The sequence below is a fragment of the Actinomyces viscosus genome (genome assembly GCF_900637975.1).
In the GTDB taxonomy this organism is placed as follows: domain Bacteria; phylum Actinomycetota; class Actinomycetes; order Actinomycetales; family Actinomycetaceae; genus Actinomyces; species Actinomyces viscosus.
Genome location: NZ_LR134477.1, coordinates 2,208,395 through 2,234,104, shown reverse-complemented (window position 1 = coordinate 2,234,104; position 25,710 = coordinate 2,208,395). Strand labels below are relative to the sequence as shown.

At 67.9% G+C, this 25,710-nt stretch carries 19 protein-coding genes; 7 read left to right on the top strand and 12 right to left on the bottom strand.

The features are described from left to right. Positions 1-13: 13 nt before the first annotated feature. Positions 14-1,462 (top strand): MFS transporter, encoded by a 1,449-nt coding sequence (locus EL340_RS09545; RefSeq protein WP_126414396.1) that lies wholly within the window; start codon positions 14-16, stop codon positions 1,460-1,462. Positions 1,463-1,520: 58 nt separating this feature from the next. Here EL340_RS09545 and EL340_RS09540 read toward each other — a convergent pair whose 3' ends face one another. From EL340_RS09540 to EL340_RS09530, 3 genes are all read right to left on the bottom strand, one after another. Beyond that, positions 1,521-1,940 carry a DUF2218 domain-containing protein gene (locus EL340_RS09540; RefSeq protein WP_126414395.1) on the bottom strand — a complete coding sequence of 140 codons (420 nt, stop codon included), beginning with the start codon at positions 1,938-1,940 and terminating at the stop codon, positions 1,521-1,523. 486 nt (positions 1,941-2,426) lie between these two features. Continuing rightward, complete coding sequence (locus EL340_RS09535; RefSeq protein WP_126414394.1) at positions 2,427-2,756, bottom strand: heavy metal-binding domain-containing protein; 330 nt, start codon at positions 2,754-2,756, stop codon at positions 2,427-2,429. 103 nt (positions 2,757-2,859) lie between these two features. Continuing rightward, positions 2,860-3,369: a SprT-like domain-containing protein gene (locus tag EL340_RS09530; RefSeq protein WP_126414393.1), complete on the bottom strand. Its 510-nt coding sequence runs from the start codon at positions 3,367-3,369 to the stop codon at positions 2,860-2,862. Between the two features lie 106 nt (positions 3,370-3,475). Between EL340_RS09530 and EL340_RS09525 the strand changes: the two genes are divergently transcribed. The 3 genes from EL340_RS09525 to EL340_RS09510 all read left to right on the top strand — a co-directional run bounded on the left by EL340_RS09525 (position 3,476) and on the right by EL340_RS09510 (position 7,310). Further along, the gene (locus tag EL340_RS09525) at positions 3,476-4,591 is read left to right on the top strand and encodes a hemagglutinin (protein WP_232022979.1); all 1,116 of its coding nucleotides are present in this window, start codon (positions 3,476-3,478) and stop codon (positions 4,589-4,591) included. A gap of 426 nt (positions 4,592-5,017) precedes the next feature. After that, positions 5,018-6,544, top strand: coding sequence for a phospholipase D-like domain-containing protein (locus EL340_RS09515; protein ID WP_126414392.1), 1,527 nt, complete (start codon positions 5,018-5,020; stop codon positions 6,542-6,544). Positions 6,545-6,830: 286 nt separating this feature from the next. Further along, positions 6,831-7,310: a hypothetical protein gene (locus tag EL340_RS09510; protein ID WP_126414391.1), complete on the top strand. Its 480-nt coding sequence runs from the start codon at positions 6,831-6,833 to the stop codon at positions 7,308-7,310. A 484-nt stretch (positions 7,311-7,794) separates the two neighbouring features. Here EL340_RS09510 and EL340_RS09505 read toward each other — a convergent pair whose 3' ends face one another. The 6 genes from EL340_RS09505 to EL340_RS09480 form a co-directional block, all read right to left on the bottom strand. Beyond that, positions 7,795-8,877, bottom strand: a complete 1,083-nt coding sequence (locus EL340_RS09505; protein WP_126414390.1) for a hypothetical protein — start codon at positions 8,875-8,877, stop codon at positions 7,795-7,797. Positions 8,878-8,964: 87 nt separating this feature from the next. Continuing rightward, positions 8,965-9,888 carry a hypothetical protein gene (locus EL340_RS09500; protein WP_126414389.1) on the bottom strand — a complete coding sequence of 308 codons (924 nt, stop codon included), beginning with the start codon at positions 9,886-9,888 and terminating at the stop codon, positions 8,965-8,967. A gap of 241 nt (positions 9,889-10,129) precedes the next feature. Continuing rightward, on the bottom strand, positions 10,130-11,203 hold the full coding sequence (locus EL340_RS09495) for a hypothetical protein (RefSeq protein WP_126414388.1): 1,074 nt from the start codon (positions 11,201-11,203) through the stop codon (positions 10,130-10,132). Between the two features lie 126 nt (positions 11,204-11,329). Then, a complete protein-coding gene (locus tag EL340_RS09490; protein ID WP_126414387.1) occupies positions 11,330-12,982 on the bottom strand; it encodes an alpha/beta hydrolase in 1,653 nt (550 codons plus the stop codon). Between the two features lie 79 nt (positions 12,983-13,061). Further along, positions 13,062-13,358 (bottom strand): MFS transporter, encoded by a 297-nt coding sequence (locus EL340_RS09485; protein WP_126414386.1) that lies wholly within the window; start codon positions 13,356-13,358, stop codon positions 13,062-13,064. A 228-nt stretch (positions 13,359-13,586) separates the two neighbouring features. Further along, a complete protein-coding gene (locus tag EL340_RS09480) occupies positions 13,587-18,425 on the bottom strand; it encodes a DUF3418 domain-containing protein (protein WP_126414385.1) in 4,839 nt (1,612 codons plus the stop codon). Positions 18,426-19,041: 616 nt separating this feature from the next. On the opposite strand from EL340_RS09480, the gene EL340_RS09475 reads away from it, so the two are divergent. Both EL340_RS09475 and EL340_RS09470 read left to right on the top strand, forming a co-directional pair. Then, positions 19,042-20,280: a hypothetical protein gene (locus EL340_RS09475; RefSeq protein ID WP_126414384.1), complete on the top strand. Its 1,239-nt coding sequence runs from the start codon at positions 19,042-19,044 to the stop codon at positions 20,278-20,280. Between the two features lie 142 nt (positions 20,281-20,422). Continuing rightward, positions 20,423-21,508, top strand: a complete 1,086-nt coding sequence (locus tag EL340_RS09470; RefSeq protein WP_126414383.1) for an endonuclease/exonuclease/phosphatase family protein — start codon at positions 20,423-20,425, stop codon at positions 21,506-21,508. An 84-nt stretch (positions 21,509-21,592) separates the two neighbouring features. Here the strand turns inward: EL340_RS09470 and EL340_RS09465 are convergent, their stop codons facing one another. The 3 genes from EL340_RS09465 to EL340_RS09455 all read right to left on the bottom strand — a co-directional run bounded on the left by EL340_RS09465 (position 21,593) and on the right by EL340_RS09455 (position 24,624). Continuing rightward, positions 21,593-22,414 carry an alpha/beta hydrolase family protein gene (locus EL340_RS09465; protein WP_126414382.1) on the bottom strand — a complete coding sequence of 274 codons (822 nt, stop codon included), beginning with the start codon at positions 22,412-22,414 and terminating at the stop codon, positions 21,593-21,595. 327 nt (positions 22,415-22,741) lie between these two features. Further along, complete coding sequence (locus EL340_RS09460) at positions 22,742-23,653, bottom strand: copper homeostasis protein CutC (RefSeq protein WP_197722401.1); 912 nt, start codon at positions 23,651-23,653, stop codon at positions 22,742-22,744. A 56-nt stretch (positions 23,654-23,709) separates the two neighbouring features. Further along, the gene (locus EL340_RS09455; RefSeq protein WP_126414380.1) at positions 23,710-24,624 is read right to left on the bottom strand and encodes a cation diffusion facilitator family transporter; all 915 of its coding nucleotides are present in this window, start codon (positions 24,622-24,624) and stop codon (positions 23,710-23,712) included. 242 nt (positions 24,625-24,866) lie between these two features. On the opposite strand from EL340_RS09455, the gene EL340_RS09450 reads away from it, so the two are divergent. Beyond that, complete coding sequence (locus EL340_RS09450) at positions 24,867-25,682, top strand: trimeric intracellular cation channel family protein (protein WP_232023306.1); 816 nt, start codon at positions 24,867-24,869, stop codon at positions 25,680-25,682. Positions 25,683-25,710 lie beyond the last annotated feature (28 nt).

The following is a 25,710-nucleotide window of genomic DNA, read 5'->3' as shown; positions in this document are numbered from 1 at the left end:
TATCGTCTCTCCCATGAGCACGACAGTGACGCCTGCTCCCACGCAGGCCGGCTCCCGCACCCGGCTCCTGTCCTGGCCCGTCATCGCCTGGGGCCTGTGGGACTGGGGATCGGCGGCCTTCAACGCCGTCATCACCACCTTCGTCTTCACCGTCTACCTGGTCAGCGACTCCTTCGGGCCCAAGGCGGACAACGAGTCGTCGCTGTCGATCGGGCTGGCGGTCGCCGGACTGTTCATCGCCCTGCTGGCGCCCGTGACCGGGCAGCGCTCCGACAGGGCCGGGCGGACCATCTTCTGGCTCGGGGGCTACACCGCCGTGGTGGTGGCGGTCTCGGCGGCGCTGTTCCTCGTGCGGCCGGAGCCCGGCTATCTGTGGCTCGGCATCGTCCTGCTGGGGATCGGCAACATCTTCTTCGAGCTGGCCTCCGTCAACTACAACGCCATCCTCAACCACCTGGCCTCCAAGGACCGGATCGGCGCCGTCAGCGGCCTGGGGTGGGGGATGGGGTACCTCGGCGGCATCGTCCTGCTGCTCATCCTCTACGTCACCCTGGTCGGGCCGAGTCCTCTCATCTCCTTCCCCGCCGGCAGCGGCATGGGGGTGCGCGTGGCCATGCTGGCCTCCGCGGCCTGGTTCGGCCTGTCCGCGCTCCCGGTCCTCATCAACCGCTCCCGCAGGCTCGGGCGCTCTCGCACGGACCGCGATGAGGAGATGGATGAGGGCCTGGCGTCCGCCGAGCCGGGACGGGACCGGGCTGGCATGGAGGTCGAGCCCGAGGAGGCCGTGTCCCACCATGTCGAGCACAAGGAGTCGATCCTGACCTCCTACAGGCTGCTGTGGCGCACGCTGCTCCAGCTTCACCACTTCCAGCCGCGGCTGCTGTGGTTCCTGCTCGCCGCCGCCGTCTTCCGCGACGGCCTGGCCGGAGTCTTCACCTACGGCGGCATCATCGCCCAGAACACCTTCGGCTTCTCATCGGGCGACGTCATCATCTTCGCCATCGTCGCCAACATCGTGGCCGGTATCGCCACGATCGCCGCCGGGCGGCTCGACGACCGCTTCGGCCCGCGCAACGTCATCATGGCCAGCCTCATCATCCTGGTGGTGGCCGGGCTGCTGGTCTTCATCCTGCACTCCGCCGGCACGGTGGCCTTCTGGGTGCTGGGTCTGCTCCTGTCGGCCTGTGTGGGGCCGGCCCAGTCCGCCGCCCGCTCCTTCCTGGCCCGCATCATCCCCGAGGGGCAGGAGGGTGAGATCTTCGGCCTCTACGCGACCACCGGGCGGGCGGTCTCCTTCATGGCCCCCATGATGTACGGCATCTTCATCTACCTGGGCACACGCGTCGTCGGGCCGGGGGCCAACTACTGGGGGATCCTCGGGATCGTCGCCGTGCTGGCCACCGGCCTGCTCCTCATGCTGCGGGTGGGTGACCCCGTGGCCGAGGAGGCCTCGGCCACGTAGCCGGCTCGGGCCGGTGACACCGGCCCGAGTCGCGCGGGACAGAGACGAGGGGAGCCGATCAGGACGAGGCCTTGCGGGCCTCTCGCTCAGCGCGCATGCGCTCAAGGTCCTCCGGGGTCAGTGGCCCCTGGGTGGTGCCGGGCGTGCCGTCCTGACGGCTCCAGCTCACGGTGAGGCCCTCCTTGGCGCCGAAGCGGGCCAGGTGGATGCCGACGACGTGCTCGAGCCTCTCGAGGTGCTCGTCGTCAGTGGACAGGTCGAGCTGGAGGACGCCGTCGTGGCAGGAGAGCGCGACAACGCCGGTGACGGTCCCCTCGCGGTCGAAGGTCAGGGAGCCGGAGGCGGCGCCCTCGTCCCACGCGGTGGTGATCTTACGGCCCATGTGGCCGGTCAGCTGCTTGCCGTAGCGGGCGGGACGATCCGTGGTCACGCGGGCGGTGGACAGTCGCGAGAAGGTGGGCTGTGCTGAATCGGCCATGCCCTTATCCTTGCGCGCTTCTTCATCCGTGACACCTATGAGGTCTCTGACATCGCGGACGGACGGCGGCGTGAGTTGCCGGGTGACCGGGAGCTGTCAGCGTGAGGGCGGTGCCGGTGTGGTGCGTGCCGCTGGCCTGCAGCCGTTGAAAAAGGACTCGGCCCGCGGTTCGGAAGTCCGAACCGCGGGCCCAAGCCTCGCGAGGTCCCACCTGCGACCCGGGGTCCCATGCACCCGAGGAGGCGGTTCCTCCTTCGCCGGAACGACTACGCCAGGCTCCCTATGACCTGACGCCGTCTCAGGAATACGATCCGTCACTGGGCTCCCCAACCCTCGAGACCGTCCCTGTCCGGCGGTGGTCACTATGTAACGCCACCACCCTGTGAAGACGAGGGGCAGAATCCTGGAAAAAAACTGGGAAATTCTCGGTCGGGTCGATTCGATGAGTCAAGAGTTCTTCCGGAGGGCCTGGGCGATCATCATTGCTCAGGAGATCGGGGAGAAGCGTACGGCTGTTCCGCTTGCCGTCACCATGAGCATGCCGTTGTCCGAGCCCAGGGTCTCATAGTCGATGTCAACACCGACGACGCCTTCGGCGCCCAGCTCCTGGGCGCGCTGAACCATCTCCGCCAGGGCGGTCTCCCGGGCCTGGACGAGCTCGGCCTCATAGGTTTGAGAACGGCCGCCCACAATGTTGCGGAATCCTGCCGCCATGTCCTTGAGCGCGTTGACTCCGGCGATCGTCTCGCCGCAGACGACTCGCAGGTACTGGGTGACGGGGTAGCCCTCGACGGTGGGCGTGGTGGTAACGATCATCGGTGTGACTCTCCTGTTATGCCGATGTAACTGGCGGGTAGGAGCCTACTATCGTCCGGTCATTTCTTCGTGACCTTTCCGGGTGGTTCTGGCTGCTCTGTGGTCATCGTCGAGCCGCTCTCAGAAGGCGGCTGTAGCGCGCGCTGATCTCCTCGTGGGCGACGGGCTCGCCGTCGAGGCTCCAGGACAGCAGGTGCTCCAGGCTGAATCGGGGAGCGCAGCGCGAGCAGGAGACGGGCGAGGCCGGGCGGCGCATCCGATCCACCTCATGGCCTGCCGGGCACCTGCCCACCCACCGGCCTCGCACTCGCGGTGCCCGGGCGTCCACGAGCCGTCGGCCCGTGGCTCCCAGGCGGGTCGCCTCGGCCGCCCAGACGGCGTCGTGCCCGTGGTGGGGCCCTACTCGGGCGTGGGCGATCTCGTGCAGGATCGTCTCGCGCACCTGCGCCTCGTCATACAGGCTCATGAGGTGGCGGCTGAGCGTGAGCCGGCGTCGCGCGTGGTCCGTCTGACCGGCCCGACGGCGCGCCCGGTCGAGGCCCAGCTCCCAGTCCCCGACGTCGGCCTCCTCCATGAGAGTGCGCGCCAGGCTCAGGACGTCGGGAAGATTCACGGTCCCACAGTACGCTCCGGCGCGACTTCCTGGACGGCCGCTTGTTCCGGGAACTCCTGGCTCCGTGGGGCGGTGCGTCCGGTCGTTGTATGACACGATGATGCCGATGTCCCACCATCCCTCCAACCGACGTTCGCGGGCCCGCCGAAGCGCCGGCGGCTCCGCATCGTCTCAATCGGCCCCCGCCTCGCAACGCGCCCGCCCGACGGCGCAGCGCGGCGTCGACCGCGCCCGGCCCAGTGGCCAGGGCCGCCATCCCGGGCGGACTCAGGAGCGCCGGGGAGGCTCCGAGCGCCCGGGCCGTCTCAGAGCTAGCGTCAAGCGTCGCAGGCGTGGTCGGGGAGGTTCCGTCCTGGCCTTTCTGCGCAGTCCGCTCGGCGTGGTCCTCGGCGCCTTCCTGGTCACGCTCCTGGTGGGTCTGATCGCGCTGCGCGCGGCCGGCTCCTCGCTCAGTGGGCTGATCAACCTGGGGCGGCAGACCTCCGGGGCCACCAGCTCCGCACCGACCCCGCTGGCGCCCGATGCGAGTGGTTTCGACGCCTCCCGCATCATCGACGACGAGGTCTTCTACGACGCCGACGCGATGACGCGCGAGGAGATCGCGACCTTTGTGACGCGGGTCAACGCCGGGTGTCAGCCGGGCAGCGACGGCACCGAGTGCCTGGCGTCGGCCACCTTCTCCATGCCGGCCCGCGAGGCCACCACCTTCTGCCCCGGCGGCATCGAGGCCGCCTCCGGGCTCAGCGCGGCCGACGTCGTCTGGCAGGTCTCGCAGGCGTGCGACATCAATCCTCAGGTGCTCCTCGTCCTCATCCACAAGGAGCAGGGGCTGCTGACCGCCTCCGGTCAGAGCCTGAGCGCCCGCGACTACGAGGCTGCAGCCGGTTACGCCTGTCCCGATCAGGGAACCTGCGACCCTCAGTGGGCCGGCTTCTCCTCCCAGCTCTATGGGGCGGCGTCCCAGTTCCAGCGCTACCGTCTCAACCCGGGGACCTATGACGTGGTGGCGCAGCGGCCGACGCAGATCGCCTTTTCGCCCGACGCGCAGTGCGGCAGCAGTGAGCTCACGGTGACGAACCAGGCGACGGCGGGCCTGTACAACTACACGCCCTTCCAGCCCAACGAGGCGGCCGGCAGCGGCGGCGACCAGTGCACCTCGTGGGGGAACTGGAACTTCTATGGCTACTTCAAGACACTTTTTGGAAGTCCGACGTCGAACTGACCGCTCTCGAACGTGTCGAGAATCTGGCACCGTTCCAACGGTCTTGAGGTAGGGTGTTGTCATCCCCGGAGGGCCGTAACCATATCGTCATCAAGCGTCATCATTTAGATGCGTTATTTCCAGCCTTCTCTCAGACAGCGTCGGCAGAGTCATAGTCACCGCTGGACGGTGGCGGCCGCGAGGTACTGGGGAGTACCGCTGACCGGCAACCATCGAGTCTGGGCCACAGCCAAGGGAATGTGCTCGGACGTTCCAGTGAAGGAGGACCCGCTGCCGAATGGGAACCGGTAAGCGACCTCGTTGCGAAGGGCCCGGCCCGGTGGTCTAACCGGGGCGGGCCTTCGCAGTGCCTGGGCGCAGGGCCATCCGGCCCGCGCCCAGGCTTCCTTCCGGAAGACCTCCCCGAGGGCATGACATGATGCGAGTATGACGTTGCCGCCGGTACTGGCGACCACCTGGGTCGTCATCGAGTACCTCATCAAGATCGCCGCGCTGGGCACGGTTCCCGAGAACCGCCGCCCGTCGTCGTCGACCGCGTGGCTGCTGCTCATCTTCCTGCTGCCCCTCGTGGGACTGCCGCTCTACCTGCTCATCGGCAGCCCGTGGGTCCATGGCACCCGCCGTCGCCAGCAGCACACCGTCAACGAGATCACCCTCGACTACACCCGCGCCATGCCCGACCTGCCCAAGGGGGCCCGCCCCTCGACCTACCTGGCCGGGGCGCTGCGCATGAACCGCCGGCTCACCGGCCTGCCCTGCGTCAGCGGTGAGGTGGTGGCCGTCCACGCCGAACCGAGCAGCACCTACGAGGCCATGGCCCGCGCCGTCGACGCCGCCACCGACCACGTCCACGTCGAGTTCTACATCATGAGCTGGGACGAGGTCACCGAGGTCTTCTTCGCCTCCCTGGAGCGCGCGGTGGCCCGCGGGGTCACCGTGCGTCTCCTGCTGGACCACCTGGGCAGCCGCAAGTACCCCGGCTGGAAGCAGTTCTGCCAGCGCATGACCGACGCCGGCATTCGCTGGCGCCTCATGATGCCGCTGCTGCCGCTCAAGCGCCGGTGGCGCCGCCCGGACCTGCGCAACCACCGCAAGATCCTCGTCGTCGACGGTGAGAAGGCCTTCATCGGCAGCCACAACGTCATCGACCCCACCTACCGGACCCGGCGCAACGTGCGGGCCGGGCGCCGCTGGGAGGACCTGTCCGTGGAGGTCACCGGCGAGATCGTCCTGGAGGCCCAGGCCATCTTTGCCATGGACTGGTACTTCGAGGCCGGTGAGCAGCTCGAGGCCTTCGACCTGGCCCTGGGCACGCCGGTGGAGACCCTGCCGGAGATGGCGGGGCTGCCGGGCATCCCGGTGGGGACGCCGGCCCCGAGGCCCGGGCGGCCCGATGCCGTCGTCAACGCCATGCAGCTCGTCCCCTCCGGGCCCGGCTACCCCACCGAGCCGAACCTGCGGATGTTCCTGGCGCTCATCAACGGGGCCAAGCGGCGCGTGTCCATCACCAGCCCCTACTTCATCCCCGACGAGGCGCTGCTGTCGGCGATGACCTCGGCCGCCTACCGGGGGGTGGAGGTCGAGCTGTTCGTGGGCAAGGAGTCCGACCAGTTCATCGTCAGCCACGCCCAGCGCTCCTACTACTCGGCGCTCCTGGCGGCGGGGGTGCGGATCTACCTCTATCCGTCGCCAACCGTCCTGCACTCGAAGTACATGACGGTCGACGACGAGGTCGGGGTGATCGGGTCCTCCAACATGGACTTCCGCTCCTTCGCCCTCAACTACGAGGTCATGCTGCTGGCCTTCGGCGGGGACCTCGATGACCTGCTGCGCATCAACGACGCCGACTACCGGGCCATCTGCACCGAGCTGACCCCCGAGCTGTGGGCCACCGAGCCCTGGTATAACCGCTACGTGGACAACGTCTGCCGCCTCATGTCCGCCGTGCTGTAGGGGTCGGTCAGTGATGAGAATTTCTCCCAGGCGGATCTCAGGTTTGTGGGAAATGTACAACGTGTCGCCGTCTGGGTCGCCTGTGTCGTAAGGGATGGTTTTGTTGAAATGGCTTGTGTGAAATCGATGGTCAGAGACGAATGTGGGAACCTCGAATATTTGACATGCTATCTGATGAGAGTTTTTTCACGGAGGGTTATGATAGATATGTCAGTCATCCGGTCGGTGGGTTGTGATGAATGTGGAATGCTCAAGTATTCTACTTGAGCTCGAAGGAGAGGTCTCAATGAGTGCGACGCGAGTGCTGGGACGGGTAAGTGTTCCAGTGATGGCTTTTGTTGTGGCGATCGGAATGTTGTTCGGCTCGGCAGGGCAGGCTGTGGCTGCACCTCAACCGGTTGCGCAAAGTCCTGAGCAGGCGAAGGTGGTGGAACTTCAAGCCGAGTATAAGGCGAAGGCTTCACCTGAAGACTACCGGAAAGCGGTTGAGACCTATGATCGGCTGGTCGCGGGAAAGCCTGACCCCGTTGAACAGCCGGCTTCTGTGTGCGTCAGTATCCCCAAATGGGCTATTGTTGGTTATGCCTGGTATGTCATTGTGGCTGGTGGTGCCACGGCTGCGGTAGGGGGCTTCCTAGATGGGACCATTGTCGGTCTTCCTGCGGGTGCCGTGTTGAATGCAGTGGGAATCGGCGCAACTGTTACTGGAAGTGGGCTTCTGTACTGGACGGATCACACATCGTGGCCCAAGCGTGTGTGTGTCTGAGGTCTATCTTGGGCGGGGTCTGTTGAGTCCTATGTGGACGTATCTCCCCTTTCGTGCGTGTTCATCTGAGTGAAGTTTCATGGTCAAATGCTGGGAGGTGAATAATGAATATCCCTCAGTGGATGTGGGCCTTGTTGTTCGGATGTACCTGCGTGGCGCTCGGAACGGGGATCCGTCTGTACCGGACCAGGCACTCTTGGATGCGCAAGTATCGGGACGACCAGTCCCGGCGCTGAGCAGATCAACAGGCATCGACGTCGTCGGCCCCCGCACTGGGATGGTGCGGGGGCCGACTGTGTGGAACCGGAGAAAGAGGCTGCGGAAGACGCGGGTGGAGGGCTCGTGCCTCCCGCAGCAGGTGTTCTGATGACGTGACTTCAGAGTAGAGGCGCCAGCCTCCGGTGTGATCGTCCAGACGGGTGAACGAGGTGCTGATGGAGCTCCTCCTCGCGGAGGAGGGTCCGTCATATTCGGGGGTGGCCGTCTAGAGTTCGGTGGCGCGTTGGAGGATGGCGGCTTCGTCCTGGCCTCTTGTTCCGTGGTGCTGGGGTGTCCAGGCGCCGTCCTGGCAGGTGAAGGTGATCGAGTCGGAATCGTTGCTGGTGTTCTTATCGGGTGTGTTGTTGATGGTGAGGGTGGTCAGGCCGGCGGCGTTGCAGTCGGTGACCGCGTGGACCACGGGTGCGGCAGTGTCGACGGTGAGGCTCTGATCGGCGTCGGTGACCAGGCCGGTGATCGACAGGGTCTTGCCGCTCGTCTTGATCGTCCCGGTTGCTCTGACCTGCCGTGCGGCGGTGACGATCTCTTGAAAGGGTGGGGTAGCGAACTGTCCGTCGTCGTCGCTGTAGGTCTCGACCAGCCATCCGCGCATGCTCAATGAGCGTGTGGCTCGTGAACCGCTTGGGCTGGTCAATGTGCCGGGTATGGTGGTGACGGAGCCGTAGTCCACGCGCAGGTCTGAGGGCTCCTCGGGGCGAAGGAGCGTGACGGCCTCTCCTACCGGGGTCAGGTCCTTCACTGTGCGTGCCTTGATGTCGCTGGAGGCGGCACCGAGGTCGAAGTAGGAATCGATACTGCTGTTTTTGACTGTCCAGCTCAGATGCACACCGGCGATCATGCCGCGTTCCTCCTTGCTGTTGCCGAAGGCGGCGTCGTGGGTGGAGGCCAGTAGCTGGGCCGCCTGCTCGGGGCTGGTCTCGTCCTTCAGACGCGCATCCACTCTGGCGACAGTGCCACCTGGGTCGGCGGATGCCTCAACGACCTTGGCTGAGACGACGCTCGGGTCGCTGGACAGGTGCTTGGCAGCGGCGTCCGCAATATGGCGGACCCTGGCCGCCTCCGGTCCATGGCCGGGATTCGTGGCGACATCCACCAGGTAGGCCGCCCCGACAACCGCCAGCACGGCGACCACGAGCACGACCCGGACGGTCCACCACGTCGCTGACTTGCCGGACAGTGCAGCCCTCCAGTCACGAGGGGCCCTGCCGTGGCGGGCAGAATCCGGCTCCGTCCCCTCCGGTTCAAAGGGGGCGCGGTCCTGGTCGGGTTCGGCGTGCTCATCGGGCACTGGCTGCTCCCTTTCTGGCTGCTTGACCTGTCGTCTTGGGGTGGCTGATCGTCGTGACGGCGCAGGTGCTGCCCGGTTGGTGGTCGTCTAGAGCTCGGTGGCTTTTTGGAGGATGGCGGCCTCGTCCTGGCCTGTGCTGCTCTCGTGCTTGGGGGTCCAGGTGCCGTTGTTGCAGGTGAAGGACAGCCAGGGGTCGGCGACGCTGGATGTGGTGTTCAGGGCCCAGTTGTTGAGGTGGAGTGTGGTCAGGCCGGCGGTGGTGCAGTCTGCGACGGCGTGGACGACGGGGGCGGCGGTCTCGGGGGTCAGGCTCTTGGTGTCGTCGGTGACCAGGCCGGTGACGGACATGGAGTCGGTGTCGAGGTCGATGGTGCCGGTGGTGCTGGCCTGGCTGGCGGCGGCGATGACCTGCTCGAAGGCGACGGTGTTGGGGAACTGTCCCTCTTTGTTGCTGGTGGAGGTGACTTTCCAGCCGTTGAGGGTGAAGGTCCTGGAGGAGTTCGGGACTCCTGGTTGTGTGAAGGTGGTGGGGGTGGTGGTGACCTGCCCGTAGTCAACTCGTTTGCCAGTGATGCCCTCGATGGTATTTGCCTCGCCTGCGGTTGCCAGGACGAGTCTGACGAACTCGGCGTCTGCGGGCTTGGTGGCGCTGAATGAGGTGCTGATGCTGGTGCCGTGCAGTGTCCAGGACAGGGTGATGAGGAGGTAGATGTTGGTGTCGGAGCTGTTCTTGCCGAAGGCGGCCTGTTGGGTGGAGGTCAGTAGGTCGGCCACGGCATCGGCGCTGGTGTCGTCCTTGAGGCGTACGTTCAGGCGGGCCTCGGTGCCGCCGATATCGGCCGAGGCCTCAATGATGTCAGCGGAGAGGACGTCAGGGCTGTTGGACAGGTGCTTGGTGGCGGCGTTGGCGACGCGACGGACCTCGGCGCCTTCTGGGCCGATGTCGGGGTTGAAGCTGATGGCTATCGTGCGGATGAGCAAGCCGATCGCCAACACAGCGACGAGTACCATGATCCACAGTGCGCAGATCCGAACGGACCTGCCTGATGGCAGCTTCCTCCAGCCGAGACGAGCCCTACCATGCCGGATAGAACCGGTCAGCTTTCCGGCTCCCTTGCTCGGCGCGTGCCTGGTCTGCTTGTCGGGCATCAGTACCTTCTTCCTGCTTGTCCGAAGTATTCTTCCCGATTCTTTGTGGTTGTGGGGGTGTTCGGGCTGACGGTGCAGAGGCGAAGGACGAACGGTGGGGCTGTTATAGTTCGGCGGCTTTGTTGAGGATTTCGGTGTCGCTGGGGCTGGGGGAGTCGAACCGCGACGCCCAGGTTCCGTTGTTGCACACGAAGGTTATCCAGAGGTCGTCGCTGGCGGGCTCCTTCTTGGCTTCGTCGTTGAGCTTGAGTGTGGTGAGTCCTGCGGCTTGGCAGTCGGCGACGGTGTGGATGACGGGTGCTGCTGCCTCGGGGGTGAGACCTTTGCGCTCGTCGGTGGCCAGGCCGGTGACGGACAGGGTGGTGCCGTTGAGGTCGATGGTGCCGGTGGGGCCGGCCTGTCTGGCGGCGGTGATGAGCTGGTCAAAGGGTGGGTTGCTGAATTGACCGTCGATTTTGGCAGTGGAGGTGACCTTCCAGCCGTTCATGGTGAAGGTCTTGGAGGATCTCTTGACGCCTGGTTGGGTCAGGGTGGTGGGGAGTGTGGTGACGTCTCCGTAGTCGATCGTGGGTCCCTGATACTCGTCGATGTTGCCGGTGAAGGTCTTCGCTTCTCCGACGGGGGTGAGTGCGCGTTTCATGTCGGTCCGGATGGCCTCGGGGTCTCGTTGACAGGAGACGTCGATGTCGATGGTGGTGCCCTTGGCGTTCCAGGACACGGAGATGACGAATTCGCCGCTGTAGTGGGGTACCTGCTGGAGTGTCTTCTGGCGAGTAGAGGCCAGCAGGTTGGCGGCCGCCTCCGGGCTGGTGTTGTCCTTGAGGCGCACGTCCAGTCGGACGTCGTTGCCTCCGAGGTCGGCTGAGGCCTCAGTGGTCTCGGCGGAGATGACGTCCGGGCTGCTGGAGAGGTGCTTGGAGGCTGTGCTGGCAACGCGCCGGACTTGGAAGCCATCCGGTCCGCTGGCGGGGTGCACGGTGATGTCGATCAGATAGATGACACCACCAATGATCACCACGAGGACGACCAGCATCACCCGGATGGCCCACCATCCCGCCGACCTGCCTGACGACGGTTTCCTCCTGCCGACAGAGGCGTCGTTGCCCGAGTTGACGGCCGGGGCTTCGTCTGCGCCGGCGTCCCCTCTATGTTCAGGTGTGGTCTGCTCGTCAGGCATCGGCTGCTTCCTTACTGGCTGAATGGACGTATTTTTTCCTGATCTGTTGTGTTGGGCTAATCGGCTGCTCTACTTCTCCGTCCGTTTCGCGGGGGCGACTCAATCTGATGCCCTGCACATGAATTACTATCCGTGTTTAATTGACGGCCGATCAACATAGTCGGGTTTCACGCCTTTCAAGATTTGTCCTTGGCTGTGCAGGGAGGTACTGCCTTTGTCTGTGTAGTGTGAATGTCCTGACGAGTATTTGTAGGGGCCGTTGGCGTCTGTGTCTAGTGCTGTAAAATCAGAGTTAGGGTTGGTGGTGGGGTTTCCTCCATAGTATCCAGATGCTGCAATTGGATCCCAATTGTTCGCTGCTGCGAATGTGTGGTCAGGAAGCATGTGGAATTCTGAAGCGTCTACTGAGCTGGGGCCTGGTGAACCCATGATGGAAAAATCGTCTGGTGCGGTCGATTGCCTGAGGGCGTATCCGGTCGTTAGGGAGCCGTAGGAGTGGCCAGCCGCCATCAGGTGTGGATCTCCATGGTGGGTCTCCTGAAGGCCATCATAGAAGTCGGCCATGTGCTTCCCCCCTTCCTTGGCTTCTCCTGAGGAGAAGACTTTTTCTGTGTGAGGAGCATCGTAGCCCAGCCAGGTTACCCCCGCGACGGTTTCCTGCCCCTTTTCCTGGTCCTTATTTTCGGTCGTGGACCACCCCAATCCACTTTCCGTCATAATGTTCTCGGTGCCGTTCACATACTTCGCAGGATCACCATTACTCTTGGCGAGGCCGTTATCAACCGTTGAGTCCATGCCCGGCGTGGATACCACCACGTGGTCGGCGTTGTCGACATCCCCGGAAGCGATTGCGGCCCGGAAGTGGTCGCCACTGTTGTCCAGCACTAGCAGGGTGCGCCCATTTACAGGCGCGGGCATGCCTTCCTTGTCCAGGGACTTGGGCTTTCCTCTGCTGTCCAGGAACATGGCCGACAGGGCGTGAATGTCCTTTTGTCTCTGGAGCATTTCTTTATACCCCGGAGTGACGATGCCGTCTCTTGTGAGCTTTGGTTCGTAGTCTTTGACACTCTTGTCTATCTCGGCTTGCGTGATGGGGAGCCAAATCAAGTTCGCTTGGTGTCGCTCATTTGAGGGGATGCCGTCAAGGTTGCCGATCCAGGCCGGGTGCTTGTGGATGATGTTCTCTTGCTGCGCCTTAGTCAGTGAAGTCCACCAGTCGTTGACCTGACTGGGTGTCCACTTCGGGTTCGGAGGCCTCTCTCCATGGTTGACCACCTCGGGGCTCGGGCCGTTTGCCGTATCGTCCAGTTTGACGATTTCATCGTAGACGGATGAAATGAAGGTGACGGTGTCGCGTGCCTGCTCTACTAAACGGTCTACTTCATTTTGGTATGAAGTAATCGATGTGCTGGCGCTGGCGCCACTTTGTTGGTCCTTGACTGCGACGGTATTGTCGTCTTTGATTTCTAACCCTGCCGCGGATACGCTAGATTGGGTGCTTGATGCACTATTCTTGATCGTGTTTACGGTTTCGGAGGCGTCCTTGAGGTCGTTTCCCGCTTTACTCAGCCCTGTCCATAGGTCTTCGGCGTCGTCGGCGAGGATTCGTCGCGCCTTAGCTTCGGCCTCGAAAGTTTTTCCGGACAAGCCGTCACCTAGGTCTTTCTTTTGAAGGTCGGCGTTGACCTGCTCGTACTTGTGTGAGGCGGCTATCAAGGCGTCGCCGGCCGTGTCGAGGTTGGTGCCATCCCAGGACAGGAGGTCATTGAACGTAACCACGGGGTCCTCCAAAAGAGTAAACGGACTGAGTTGTTAAGGGTGAAGTGTGTTAAGTGGGGGTGATGGTGTCTGACGTGGGTCAGCTGTCGCCGTTCTTGGGGGTGCAGGCCGCGGCGCCGTCGGCGGCATTGAGCTGGTTGGTGGCGTTGTAGATGCCGTTGGAGTGATTAGTCAGCCGGTTGACGAAGGTCGTGCGCGCCTTGGAGACCGCGTCGGCCGCCGTTGAGGCCTTGCCCGACAGTCCGGCACCGGTCAGGCCGGTCGTCGAGGAACGAACGTCGGAGTCCCCACCCGAGGCGTTGACCTCGCTGACGCAGTTGTCCACCTCCGACCTGATCTTCGCCGTCGTCGCCTCACAGGTCTGCAGATCCGCCATCCGCCCCGTCCCTTCTTCCCGCAGCAGCTCCCCGCGCAGGCGGTGGTCTCCCGTCGACAGTGCGCTGCGAACCTATTGTGAATACGCTGTGGCAGCCACAGCGAACTAACCGTTCAGACACTAGCCGACACTTATCGGCTGCGGGCGAGTTATGAACGACGTCTTGAAACTTGAGATGCGCGGCGTTTATTGGATTCGGCGACCAATAAATCTGGTGAAGGCGCGGGCTCAGACGCCGCTGACCAGTTTGGTGATGCGCTGGAGGCTCACCTTGCGGCTCGTGCCCAGCCTCTGGGCGAACAGGCTCACCCGCAGCTCCTCCACCATCCAGCGGGCCTCCTCCAGCAGGGCCTCGCGCTGCGGGTCGGCCGGCAGCGAGGCCGCCTTGGTCCGGGCCCTGTCCACGACCTCCTGGGCCTGAGAGACCTGGAAGGCCAAGGCCGCGTCCTGGGAGGCGGCCGACGGCGAGGAGGCCGCCTTCTCCACCCGCATCACCAGGGCCCTCAGGTAGCGCTCCAGGTGCGCCAGGTGCTCCGGCGGGGTGGCGGTGAGGAATCCGTCGGGCACCAGGGCCGCCGCGTGCTCGCGCACCTCCTGGAGCGTGCCTAGCAGAGTCAGCGAGGTGTGCTCACCCACCACGCGATCCACCTCGCGAGCCGCCTTGAGAGCCGCGACCGCGTACCGGGCCACCCGGTAGACCTCGTCCTCAAGCTCGTCGCGCATGAGACCGACGAGGGAACCGAAGACCTCCCGCGTGCGCACCTCGGTCAGCGGCCTGCCGGTGCCCGACGCCGCCCAGCACCCGGCCACGATCCGGGCGGCCGCCACCTCCATGTCCTCCACCAGCGCCCCGGTGCTCCCGTAGGGGCTTGCCGCCAGAACGAGGGACTCCTGCGCACTCCACCGGCTCGTCACCCGGGCCGTCGGCAGCGCCGTGCGGGCCAGCGCCAGGGCCGTGACCCCGGCGCCATGAGCGCTCGCCTGGGCGACGGCGTCGGGTAGGATCCTTAAGTTCGCGCTCCTGGCCGAGGCGGCCACCAGGGCCGGGTAACCGCGCACCACCAGACCGGCCCGGCCCGCCGACTCCACCGAGGCCGGGATCGTCGAACCGTCCGGCTCTCCCAGCCCCGGAACACCGCTGGGCCAGTCGGTCAGGCCCCGCCGCTCCTCCAGCCCGGAGATCGCAGCGCTCGGGCCGCCGGCCTCGCCCGCCCCGGCGGCGCCGTCGGGACGCCGGGCGGCTGACTGCTGACCGCCTCTGTGCGCGCCCTTCCCCCTGCGGCCCTTACGGCCGGGCTTTCCGCCCCCGCCCCGGGAGTCCTGTCGCTCCTGGGCCTCGGCCATCGCTTGCGCTAGGGCGCCGCGCACCACCGAGCGCACGGCGGCCCCCGTCCTGCCCGACAGCCGCTGCTGGAGCGAGACCAGGTCCCGGCTGCGCCCGATGACCCGGCCCCGGGCGTCCAGGGCCGCGAAAGCCATCGCCAGGTGCTCCGGCAGCCGCTCGGCGGCCTCGGCCCAGTCTGCCTCCGTGATCTCCACACCCTTGAGACGGGAGACCACCTGGGCGAAGGCCTCCTCGAAGGGGACCTCTGGGCAGCTCGCGCCGGGCGGCGTCGGGAAGCTCTCCTGCAGCTGCGCCCACACCTGGGCGCCCACGTCCGGGGCCGGCACCAGCTGACGGCGCACCCGCTTGGGCAGGGCCCGGATCGTGGCCACGCACAGCTCGGCGCGCATCCCCGGCACCAGCCAGTCGAAGCCCTCCGGGCTCAATCGTCCCAGCACCTCCACCGGCACCTGGACACTGACCCCGTCCTCGGCCTGGCCCGGCTCGAACACGTACTCCAGGCCCAGGGTGAGATCGCCCTGCACCCAGGTGTCCGGGAAGCCGCTGGCGTCGCCCCCGCCGGGAAGCAGCAGCTCGCGGGTGAAGTCCAGCAGGTCCGGGGTGGTGCGCCGCTGATCCTTCCACCAGGCGTCGAAGGCCGCCGCCGAGGTCACCTCCTCGGGGATGCGGTCGTCGTAGAAGTCGAACAGCGCTGCGTCGTCGGCCAGCAGACCGTGCTCACGCCGACGCCGCTCCACGTCCTGAAGCTCCTCGATAAGCGCCCGATTGCGCTCGACGAAGCCGTGCCGGGCGTGCCAGCCGCCCTCCACCAGGCCCGAGCGGATGAACATCTCCCGAGCCACCTCGCGGGCCGAGTCCGTCCCCACGCTCGCCAGCGTCGCCGGCCGGTCCGCCACCAGCGTCATCCCGTAGAGCAGCACCTTCTCGTGAACCATCGCCGCCCCCTGGCGGGTCGACCAGTACGGCTCGCCGAAGACGTGACGGGTCAGGCCCGCCCGGTCGGCCACCTGCTCGATCCACCGGGAATCCACCTTGGCCACCGTGCGGGCGAAGAGCCGGGAGGTCTCCACGAGCTCGGCGGTCATCACCCAGTCATAGGTCTTGCGGCGCAGCCCCGAGCCCGGCCAGATCGTGAAGCGGGTCCCGCGCGCGCCCGCGTACTCCCGACGCCGCTCGTCCCAGTTGCCCACGTTGGACAGCAGCCCCACCAGCAGCGAGCGGTGGATGGCGTCGGCGTCGGGCGTGTCCGCGCTGCGTCCCAGGGCCACGACGGCGGCCGCCACACCCCCGTTGGCGACCTGGGCCGCGTGGCTGCCCGGTTCCAGAGCCTCGGTGGCGGCCCGGATCGAGCGGGCCGTCGGCAGCTCCACCGGGGCGGCGTCCAGGCCGAGGGGCCGGGCGAGCTGACGCAGCTGGGCGTGGACGTCCTGCCACTCGCGCACCCGCAGGTAGTGCAGGAACTCGGCGCGGCACATGCGCCGGAAGGCCGAGCCGGAGAGCTCACGGCTCTGCGTGCGCAGGTAGCGCCACAGGTTCAGGTAGGTCAGGAAGTCGCTCGTCGGGTCGGCGAAGCGCCGGTGCAGGGCGTCGGAGGCCTCCTGCTTGTCCGCCGGACGCTCGCGCACGTCCTGGATGGACAGGGCCGCCACGATGACCATGACCTCCCCGACGCAGCCCAGCTCGCCCGCCTCCAGGAGCATGCGCCCTAGACGCGGGTCGATCGGCAGGCGCGCCAGGCGCCGCCCGATCTCGGTCAGGCGCGGTCCCCGGCGGCCCCGCCCGGCGCCGTCGGACCGGGGCGAACCGGCCCCGGCCGGCTCGATCGCGCCGATCTCCGTGAGCAGCTGCAGCCCGGAGCGGACCTGGCGGGAGTCGGGAGCGTCCAGGAAGGGGAAGTCCTCCACCGCCCCCAGCCCCAGGGCCGCCATCTGCAGGATGACGCTGGCCAGCGAGGTACGCAGGATCTCCGGCTCGGTGTACTCCGGGCGCGCCTCGAAGTCGGACTGCGAGTAGAGGCGGATAGCGATGCCGTCGGCCACGCGCCCGCAGCGCCCCGCGCGCTGGTTGGCGCTGGCCCGACTGACCGGCTCGATCGGCAGGCGCTGGACCTTCGTGCGGTTGGAGTAGCGGGAGATGCGCGCCAGGCCCGGGTCGATGACGTAACGGATCCCGGGAACCGTCAGGGAGGTCTCGGCCACGTTCGTGGCCAGGACGATGCGGCGCACCTGGTGGGCCTCGAAGACGCGGTGCTGCTCGGCGGCGGTCAGGCGCGAGTACAGGGGCACGACCTCGACGGCGCCCGGCGTGCGCGAGCGGCCGTCGGGCGTGTAGCGCGCCCCCAGGTGGTCGATGAGGGCCGCTTCGGTGTCGCGGATGTCGCGCTCACCGGCCAGGAAGATGAGGATGTCGCCGCTGGGCTCGGCCAGGAGCTCGTCGACGGCGTCGAGGATCCCCGTCACCTGGTCCTTGGGCTCGCCGGAGGCGGCGCCCGCCCCGCCGGTGGCGGCCCGCCCCCGACCCTTGCCGCGAGCGCCCTGGTTGCGAGGGCTGAGCGAGGTGGGGGCCGTGCCGGAGCGGACGGCCTCACGGCGGGCCCGCGCCGCGGCGCGCACCGCCGGGTCGGGGGAGGTCAGAGCCTCCAGCTCGGCCTCGCTCAGCTCCCCGGGCGCCGCCGGGCCGGGCTGGGGGCCGGCAGCACTCCCGGCGTCTGGGGGTGTCGAGCTGCCGGCGTCGTCGGGGGAGGGCTCGACGTCGTCGGGAGCCAGCGGGCGGTAGCGGACCTCGACGGGGTAGGTGCGCCCGGAGACCTCGATGACCGGGGCGGGAACCGTGAAGGGCTGGCCCCGGTCGCCGGTGAGCGCGCGGCCGAAGTGCTCGGCGAAGCGCTCGGAGTCGATGGTGGCCGAGGTGATGATGACCTTCAGGTCCGGGCGCTGGGGCAGCAGGCGCGCCAGGTATCCCAGGATGAAGTCGATGTTGAGGCTGCGCTCGTGGGCCTCGTCCACGATGATCGTGTCGTAGCGGCGCAGCTGGGGGTCGGACTGGATCTCCGCCAGGAGGATGCCGTCGGTCATGAGCTTGACCAGGGTGTTCTCGCCGACCTCCTCGGTGAAGCGCACCTGGTAGCCGACGACGCCGGCCGGCCCGATCGGGGTGCCCAGCTCGGAGGCGATGCGCTCGGCCACGGACCTGGCCGCGATGCGCCGCGGCTGGGTGTGGCCGATCATCCCGGTCACGCCCCGCCCCAGCTCCAGGCAGATCTTGGGCAGCTGGGTGGTCTTGCCGCTGCCGGTCTCCCCGGCGACGATGACGACCTGGTGGTCGCGGATGGCGGCGGCGATCTCCTCGCGGCGGGCCGAGACCGGCAGCTCCTCGGGGTAGACGATCGCCGGGACGGCCTCGGCACGGGCGGCGAGCTGTTCGGGGGAGTAGCCCTTCCAGGTGCTCCGACGTCGGCCCGAGCCCTTGGGATGGTCCTTGCCCGAGGCCTTGCCCTGGCGCCGGCCCTGGCGGGCCCTGCCACGAGAGGAGCGTCGGCCCTGCCTGCCTTGAGCGCTGTTGCCGTGGCTGTCGCGAGCGGGGTGCTCCTCGCCCCGCCCCTCACTCTGCCCGGCGCCCTGCTCGCTGCCCTGCTCGTCGCCGTGTTGGCTGTCGTGATGGCTGTTGTGCCGGTCGGCCCGATCGCCGTCGTGACCCCGGTTGCGGTCCTCGCCCTGTTCCATAGGTGACCCATTGTTCCCTATGCGTGCGCCATCGCCCCTCTCAGGTCGCTGACAGCGGAGGAGCGACGACGTCGACGGCCTGGCGGGATCCGGCCCGGTCCCGACCGGCGGGCCCGGGTACCTACTCCACGAGGTTCGGGTCGCACTGCCCAGGGGCTGGCCCCACTGCACGAGCTTCCGAACCCTGTGGAGTACACCCAGACCCCTCCCAGTAGTCCCCAGCCCCCGTGCAGTACCCGTGGGCAGGGAAAAGGCCAGACTCGCCGATCTGGGCCGTGAAATACTGACCGCCATGACCGACTACCCCCAGCGTTCCGGCCATCCCCAGGGATCTGATGGGGTGCCCTACCCTCCCCAGGGCCCTCAGCCTCCTGCCGGTTTCCCGGGCTCCTCAGCCTCGCAGAGCCCCTATGGGGTGGACTGGTCTGCGGGCCGGCCGCCGGGCCCGTACCAGGGACAGCCCCAGTCCGTTCCAGGTGAGCACGTCCCAGGTGCCGCGGCGGTTTCGTATCAGACTGGTCCGGTCTACCAAGGGGCCCCGGTCTTCCAGGGCGCGCCCGGCGGCCAGGCCCCCGGAGCCCAGAACCCCGGGCGCAAGCGGCGAACCGTCGTGATCGTGGCGGTCGTGACGGTGCTGGTCCTGGCGGTGGCCGGAGGTGGCGTGGCCTACTGGTGGCTACATGGCCGAGGCGGAAAGTCGACTGATCCGAGTGCGTCGTCGGGATCGGGCTGGACCAAGGCCTGGGCCAACGGTTACGAGCAGGTCTGGGCGCTTGACCCTCCAGACAAGTCGCCCGGCCGCGGGGCGAGAGTCTCGATCGAACACGTCGGTGACACGTTCATCCGGGCGGTCGCTGAGGACGCCAAGGTGCATGTCGAGGTGTTCTCGCTGGCGAACGGGGCTCCTGAGCCCCTGTGGGAGGAGGATTTCGAGTCCGAGGACGAGTACTACGTCGTGCGGGTGTGGCAGGGGAGGCTGATCGCCGGTGACAAGCTCATCGACCTGGGCTCCCAGAAGCGTGAGGACGCCCCTTGGGGAGCCGGTGCCTCGGTCTCGTTGAAGGGCGACAACGTGATCTCCTGTGACGGGGCGACGTGCACCATGTGGTCCCCGTCGAAGCAGCAGGTCTGGCAGGAGGAGCTTCCCTTCGATGACCCCGGGCAGGTCTATGTCTCCTCGCGTATCGACCACTACGCGACGGCCTGGACGCATCGAGGCAGGGACACGCAGTATCTGGTCCTCGATCTCGACACAGGCAAGACGAAGGAGCTGGAGGGTGCATCGTCGAACTCCTCACCCATCGATCTGCAGGACGGTTGGATGCTCTACGACTCCCAGAATCCATCCTCAGGGCAGCCGGACAAGGTGACTCTCTTCAACCCCGATGGCTCACTCAAGGAGACCTTCGAGGTGGGTGTGCCGGAGGACTTCACCGACTACCCCTGGTCTCCGCAGACCTTCACCCTCGACCAGGCCCGAGCCTGGCTCAAGGACGGCGATACCTCCTGGGCCCCGGCCACGTACTCGCTCAACAAGGATGACAAGGAGTGCAGGTCCATCACGGTTGCGGGCCAGCGCATCGAACTGGGCGAGAACAACTCGCTGTCCTCGAAGTTCTCGGGTGGATGCTTCGGCGTGCCCATCCAGGGCGTCTATGAATCGGGTAGCGGTGAGATCGGCGTCTTCCTTGAGCGCAACGGCGAGAGCGAGTCGCTTCTGCACCTCGTCGATATGTCAACCGGGAAGAGCCCAGAACCACTTTCCTTGGGGGACTGGGGCGGTTACGAGCCCGAAGGCGACTTCCTCATTACCTACGAGGACAGCGGGGCGGTCAAGGCCTACCGGCCGGCCTGATCCACCCGGTCCGTGCCACAGGCGTCGGCGGCCACGCAGCGCCCGCCCAGGGACGCTGAGGGCGTACACGACTGCGGTCTGCGTCGGCTTCCTGGCGGTCTGGGGCCTGGCGGTCGGGGGCGGCTTCTGGTTGAGTGGGGTGATGAACCGTCGTCGACAGATCCTGCGGTGGATTCCCGCAGGCGTCCTCATCGCCCTGGCCCTGGCGAGCTTGTTCCTGCCGACGACGGCGCTCGTCTTCGCCCAGCTCATCGCCATGCGCTCACTGCTGGCACTGGGGGCGGTGCTCACGGGTGTCGCGTTCCTCGTGGCCGCCGGTGGGCTGTGGTGCCGAGCGCGCCGTCGACCCGCGCGCCCCGGGGAGAGAAGCCTCCGGGCGGGGCTGCGCACCGGGGTGGTCGGTCTGGTCCTCCTCCTGGTGGCGGGAGCCCACGGCGGTGTCCTGCTGGCCCGAGGCGTGCGGGAGAGCCCTGTCAATGCGGATGGCACCAGTGCCATCGGCGTCCTGAGCCTCAACACCGAGCGGGAGGGTGCCGACATCGAGACGGTCGCCGGGCTGGCGGACGATGCCGGGGTGGATGTCGTGGTCCTGCCGGAGACGACGCAGCGCTACGGGCAGCAGCTGGCCGAGGCCCTCAAGGAGGCGTCGTCGGCCAAGGGCGGGGAGACCTTCGCGGTCTTCTCCGCCAGCGGGATACCACCTGGCCTGGCCGAGCAGGGGGTCGACGTCGAATCGGACCCGGCCTACTCCACAACTGTCCTCGTCTCCTCGCGCCTGGGCGAGTACCGGCAGGTACAGGGACCCACCGACACAGGCTTCGGCGCGGTCCGGCTCGAACCGGCTGACGGGGACGGCCCCGTCATCGTGGGCGCCCACACCTACCCGCCGGTGCCGGGCGCTATGGCCTGGTGGAGGAGCTCGGTGGCGGGCGTGACCTCGCTGTGCAGTCGCCCGCCCGGTGGACTCATCGTGGCCGGCGACCTCAACGCCACCCGCGACCATGCCCCGCTGCGCGACCTGGGAGGGTGCGCGAGCGCCGGGGAGCAGGCCGGGATCGGGGGCCTGGCCACCTGGCCCAGTGCCACCGGTACCAGCTGGCTTGGCGCCACCATCGATCACGTCCTGGTCGACGACGGTGCCTGGCGGGGGAGCGGCGGCAGAGTAGTCACCGTTTCCGGGACGGACCACCGCGCCGTCGTCGTCCGGCTCGTCGCGGACGCATCGTAGGGCTCGGCGACTGACCCTTGCGGGGCCGTCCGCGGGCTCCAGGGTGCGTCCGCGAGGCTCGACGGACGACGTCAGCCCCACGACTCAGCGCAGGCGCCGGCGAGCCCACTCCAGGCTCAGGCGGGCGACCTCCTCCTGCGCCTGGTCCAGGGTCTCGGCATGGACGTGCACCATCTGGCTGGAGTCGGGCAGGAGCGGGAAGCCCTCGGCCGTGGCCTCGGCGGTGTCCGGCAGCTCGTTGGACAGCACCCCGTGCACCATGAGCACCGGCCAGGGCAGGTCGGCCAGGGTGCGCTCCGGCTCCTGCATGGAGAAGTCCGCCAGCGTCTCCTTGGACAGGATGTTCCACTCGCGCGAGTTGGGGTTGTCGTCCACCAGGCGCGTCAGCCCGTGCTGGGCGAGCTCATCGAGCTGCTCGGGGGAGAAGACCTCCTCCCACAGGATCGACTGCGGGCCCACGATGGCGCCCACGAGCACGGCCGTGCGCACCTGCTCGGGGCGGGCCAGGAGCGCGGCCGTCGCTCCGAAGCCGTTGGCGTGGATCATCTGCCGGGTGAAGCCCAGGCCGGCCAGCCAGCTGGAGGCCGCGCGCAGGTCCTCGGCCTCGCCCGCCAGGGTGATGACGTCGTCGTCGGACTCGCCCAGGCCGGAGAAGTCCAGGCTGAGCGTGGCCAGACCCGCCTCGCGGTAGCGGGCGCCGATCCGGTCCAGGCGGCCGTTCTGGCCGTGGCGGTCGGTGAGGAAGTCGTGCGCCAGCAGGACCACGCCCTCGGCCCGCGCCTGCGGGGGCTGGGCGTCGTCGGGCGTCGTGGAAACCTCCAGATCGATCGGAGCGGCCCCGGCGGGCAGGTCGAGGGTGCCGGCCAGGGTGATCCCCCGAGGGGTATCGATGCGGACGTCAGTCATGGGGTCAACCTAAGACAGAAAATAGGGGCGGTCATGGGGGTTGTGGGGGTAGTTGTCCCAATTGCGCTTCCAGCGTGATGGAGGCGCTGAGACGTCCGATCGCACCGAGCGCTGTGGATATCTACGAACCGTGAGGATTCCTTGACAGCAGCGGGATCGGTGGGGGTGGGAGCGGGCGGGAGAACGGGGCGAGGAGGGGCGTCGGGACAAGGAGCGGGAGGTGCGACGACGTCGGGCGCCGCCCCGTGTGATTCAGGGCGGCGCCCACCGTTGACGCGCGGATGGGGGTGGGGCCCGGAGGGGGCTCGCGGAGGGTGGTCGGTGGGGCTACTCGGGGAGCGGGACCGTGCGGACCGCCTCCACGGCGCGACGCACCAGGGCCTCGTCGGTGCGCTGGGGCTCGTCTGGGGTCATCCCCTCACGCGGGCAGCGCATGTGGACCTCGCGCACGCCCGTGGACTCCACCAGGTCGACCAGGCCGTGGGGACGCACGGCCCCGGCCGCGACCACGGTCGGCCCGCCGCTGGCCACGAGCCCGGCGATCACCGAGGCGCCGTCGGCCGCGGTCTGCGCGGCCCCGCTGGTCAGGACGTAGCGCACGCCGAGGCCCTCCAGGTCCCCGTAGGCCTCGACGGTGTCGCGGCAGTGGTCGAAGGCCCGGTGGAAGGTGACCGGAGCGCCGTTGGCCATGTCGACCAGCAGGCGCACCAGGCCGCGGTCGACCGCGCCGTCCTCGGTCAGGGCGCCGACGACGAAGCCCAGGTCCACGGCCGGCGGCAGCGCCCCGCGCCCCCCGCCCGTGGCCTGGGGGCGGGTGAACTCGGCCATCTCCAGGGCCAGGGAGGCGATGCGCCGCACGTCAGCGATCATGGCCCGGCCCTCATCGGCGTCGTAGACGAAGAACCCGCCGCGGGGGCGGATGAGGACGCGCAGGCCGAAGGGGGCGGCGGCCTCGGGCTTGTCCGCCCAGTGGGCGCCGGCCTGGGCTCGGCGCTGCTCCACCTGCTCGGCGGCGGCGAAGATGGCGGCCTCGACGGTCCCGATCGAGGGAGTGGTGCCGGCGGCGGTGAGGTTCGCGCCCAGCTCGGCGCGGTCGGCCCCGGCGCGAGCGGAGATCCTCACGCCCTCAACGTCCTCGACGCAGGTCTCCAGGACGATGTGGTCGGGGCGGCGCCAGGTGGGGGTGGGGGCGGTGGTCGTGTGCTGGCGCAGCGACGGTGCTGAGCCGGTGAGCCTCATTGCGTTCATGTGGCTGAGTCTGACATGTCCTGAGGGTGATGAAAACAGGGTAGATGTCAGATGTCCTCGAGGTCCTCGTAGGACTTGGGATCCTCGATCGGCTCCAGGTGCGCCGAGATGCGCAGGCTGGCGTCGGCGTCGACCAGCTCGTCGATGACCTGCTCGGTGAAGTCGTGCCCCTTCTTGACGCTCCAGGCCGCGGGAACCAGCACGTGCAGCTCCATGAAGCGCCGGTTGCCGGCCTCGCGCACCCGCACCGCGTGAAAGTCGATCATGCCCTGGCGGCGGTGACGCGCCAGGACGCTCTCGACGCTCTGGAGCACCTCGGTGGACGGGGCGATGTCCATCAGCCCGCCCACCGAGTCGCGGATGAGGGTGAAGCCCGTCCACATGATGTTGAGCCCGGCCCCCAGGGCGACGACGGCGTCGAGCACGGCCGAGTTGAAGACTGCCACCAGGGCCACCCCGACCAGGACCGCGGCGGAGGTGACGACGTCGGTGGCCAGGTGCTTGGCGTCGGCCACCAGGGTCATGGAGCGCTCGCGGCGCCCGGCCCGGTAGAGCACCCACGCCACCGCGCCGTTGAGCAGCGAGGCGATGACCGAGACCGCCAGGCCCACTCCCAGCTGCTCGGGCATCTGCGGGTCGATGAGGCGCCCGATGGCGGAGATGATGATGAAGGCGGCCGCCACGAAGATCATGACGCCCTCGACGACGGCCGAGAAGTACTCGGCCTTGGAGTGACCGAACTGGTGGTCGGCGTCGGCGGGCTTGGCCGCGATCCTCAGGACGATGAGCGCCACGACCGCCGCCACCAGGTTGACCACCGACTCGGCGGCGTCGGAGAGCAGACCCACCGAGCCGGTCAGCCAGGCCGCGGCCCCCTTGAGCGTGATCGTGCCCAGGGCGGCGCCGATGGACAGCCACGCGTAGGAGCTGAGGTCCTTGGGGGGTGCGTATCGTGAGGACACGCCCCGATCATCGCGTGGGCCGGTGCGCTCTGGCCACCTGAGGTTTCGCATCGCCGCAACGCCGCGAGCCCAGGGGCTCGGCGCCCGGTCGGCGGGCCGGGCGTGGGCTAAGGTGGCTCGCGACTGCGGCGTGCCGGACCGGCACCGGGGCCGGCACCATGGTCGACGGCGGTGCGAAGGAACCACAACATCGGTGAAAGGCGGGGGATCGGGTGCTGGACGTCTCCTCCCTCGCGCTTCACATGCCGGCCTCCCTGACCGACACCTTCCGGGTGCTCGACCTGTGCGGCGTCCTGCTCAACGGGATCCTGGGCGGGCTCATCGCCCGGCGCAAGAACTTCGACCTCGTGGGCTTCGTCGTCCTGGCCATGCTCACGGCCACGGCCGGCGGCATCCTGCGCGACGTCATGATCCAGGCCGGCCCGCCCTTCGCCCTGACCGACCCCTACTACCTCTACACCGCCTGCCTGGGGGCGACGGTGGCCTGGTTCGTGCCCCTGACCTCGCGCCCCACCCGGCGACTGCTCGTGGTCGCCGACGCCGTCATCCTGGGCTGCTGGGCCGCCACCGGAGCCTCGAAGGCCCTCACCCACGGGCTCGGCGTCATGCCGGCCCTCCTGCTGGGCTGCCTCACGGCGATCGGCGGCTCCATGATCCGCGACGTCGCGGTGGGGGAGACCCCGGCGGTCTTCGGCGGCAACAAGCTCTACGCGATCCCGGCGCTCATCGCCGCCGGCACCCAGGTCGTGGCGGTGAAGGCGGGGGCGGCCGACGCGCACGCCATGCTGGTGTCCACCGCCGTGGGGGCGGGACTGTGCGTGCTCGCCTACTGGCGCTCCTGGCAGCTGCCGGTCATCGCCGACCGGGAACGGCGCCGGGCAGGGCGCCGCAGCGAACCGGGAGCACTGGTCGGCTGGCGCCGGGCGCTCATGATGGGGCCGCTCAAGCCTCCCGCCTGGCGCGGGCGGGCCGGACGCGCGGCCGGGGCCTGCCAGGGCCGTGAGGACGCGGATCGGGGGGCCCCGACGTCGTCGGAACCTCCCGATCAGTGCTCGTAGTCAGCCGGGGGCCGCTGGGGCCTGCCAG

Excerpts from the sequence above, each read along its gene's own strand:
- EL340_RS09540 (WP_126414395.1), bottom strand. The coding sequence starts at position 1,940 with ATGGCCGATTCAGCACAGCCCACCTTCTCGCGACTGTCCACCGCCCGC.
- EL340_RS09465 (WP_126414382.1), bottom strand. The coding sequence starts at position 22,414 with ATGACTGACGTCCGCATCGATACCCCTCGGGGGATCACCCTGGCCGGC.
- EL340_RS09515 (WP_126414392.1), top strand. The coding sequence starts at position 5,018 with ATGACGTTGCCGCCGGTACTGGCGACCACCTGGGTCGTCATCGAGTAC.
- EL340_RS09480 (WP_126414385.1), bottom strand. The coding sequence starts at position 18,425 with ATGGAACAGGGCGAGGACCGCAACCGGGGTCACGACGGCGATCGGGCC.
- EL340_RS09450 (WP_232023306.1), top strand. The coding sequence starts at position 24,867 with ATGCCGGCCTCCCTGACCGACACCTTCCGGGTGCTCGACCTGTGCGGC.
- EL340_RS09525 (WP_232022979.1), top strand. The coding sequence starts at position 3,476 with ATGTCCCACCATCCCTCCAACCGACGTTCGCGGGCCCGCCGAAGCGCC.
- EL340_RS09510 (WP_126414391.1), top strand. The coding sequence starts at position 6,831 with ATGAGTGCGACGCGAGTGCTGGGACGGGTAAGTGTTCCAGTGATGGCT.
- EL340_RS09500 (WP_126414389.1), bottom strand. The coding sequence starts at position 9,888 with ATGGTACTCGTCGCTGTGTTGGCGATCGGCTTGCTCATCCGCACGATA.
- EL340_RS09470 (WP_126414383.1), top strand. The coding sequence starts at position 20,423 with ATGAACCGTCGTCGACAGATCCTGCGGTGGATTCCCGCAGGCGTCCTC.
- EL340_RS09460 (WP_197722401.1), bottom strand. The coding sequence starts at position 23,653 with ATGAGGCTCACCGGCTCAGCACCGTCGCTGCGCCAGCACACGACCACC.
- EL340_RS09545 (WP_126414396.1), top strand. The coding sequence starts at position 14 with ATGAGCACGACAGTGACGCCTGCTCCCACGCAGGCCGGCTCCCGCACC.
- EL340_RS09495 (WP_126414388.1), bottom strand. The coding sequence starts at position 11,203 with ATGCCTGACGAGCAGACCACACCTGAACATAGAGGGGACGCCGGCGCA.
- EL340_RS09535 (WP_126414394.1), bottom strand. The coding sequence starts at position 2,756 with ATGATCGTTACCACCACGCCCACCGTCGAGGGCTACCCCGTCACCCAG.
- EL340_RS09485 (WP_126414386.1), bottom strand. The coding sequence starts at position 13,358 with ATGGCGGATCTGCAGACCTGTGAGGCGACGACGGCGAAGATCAGGTCG.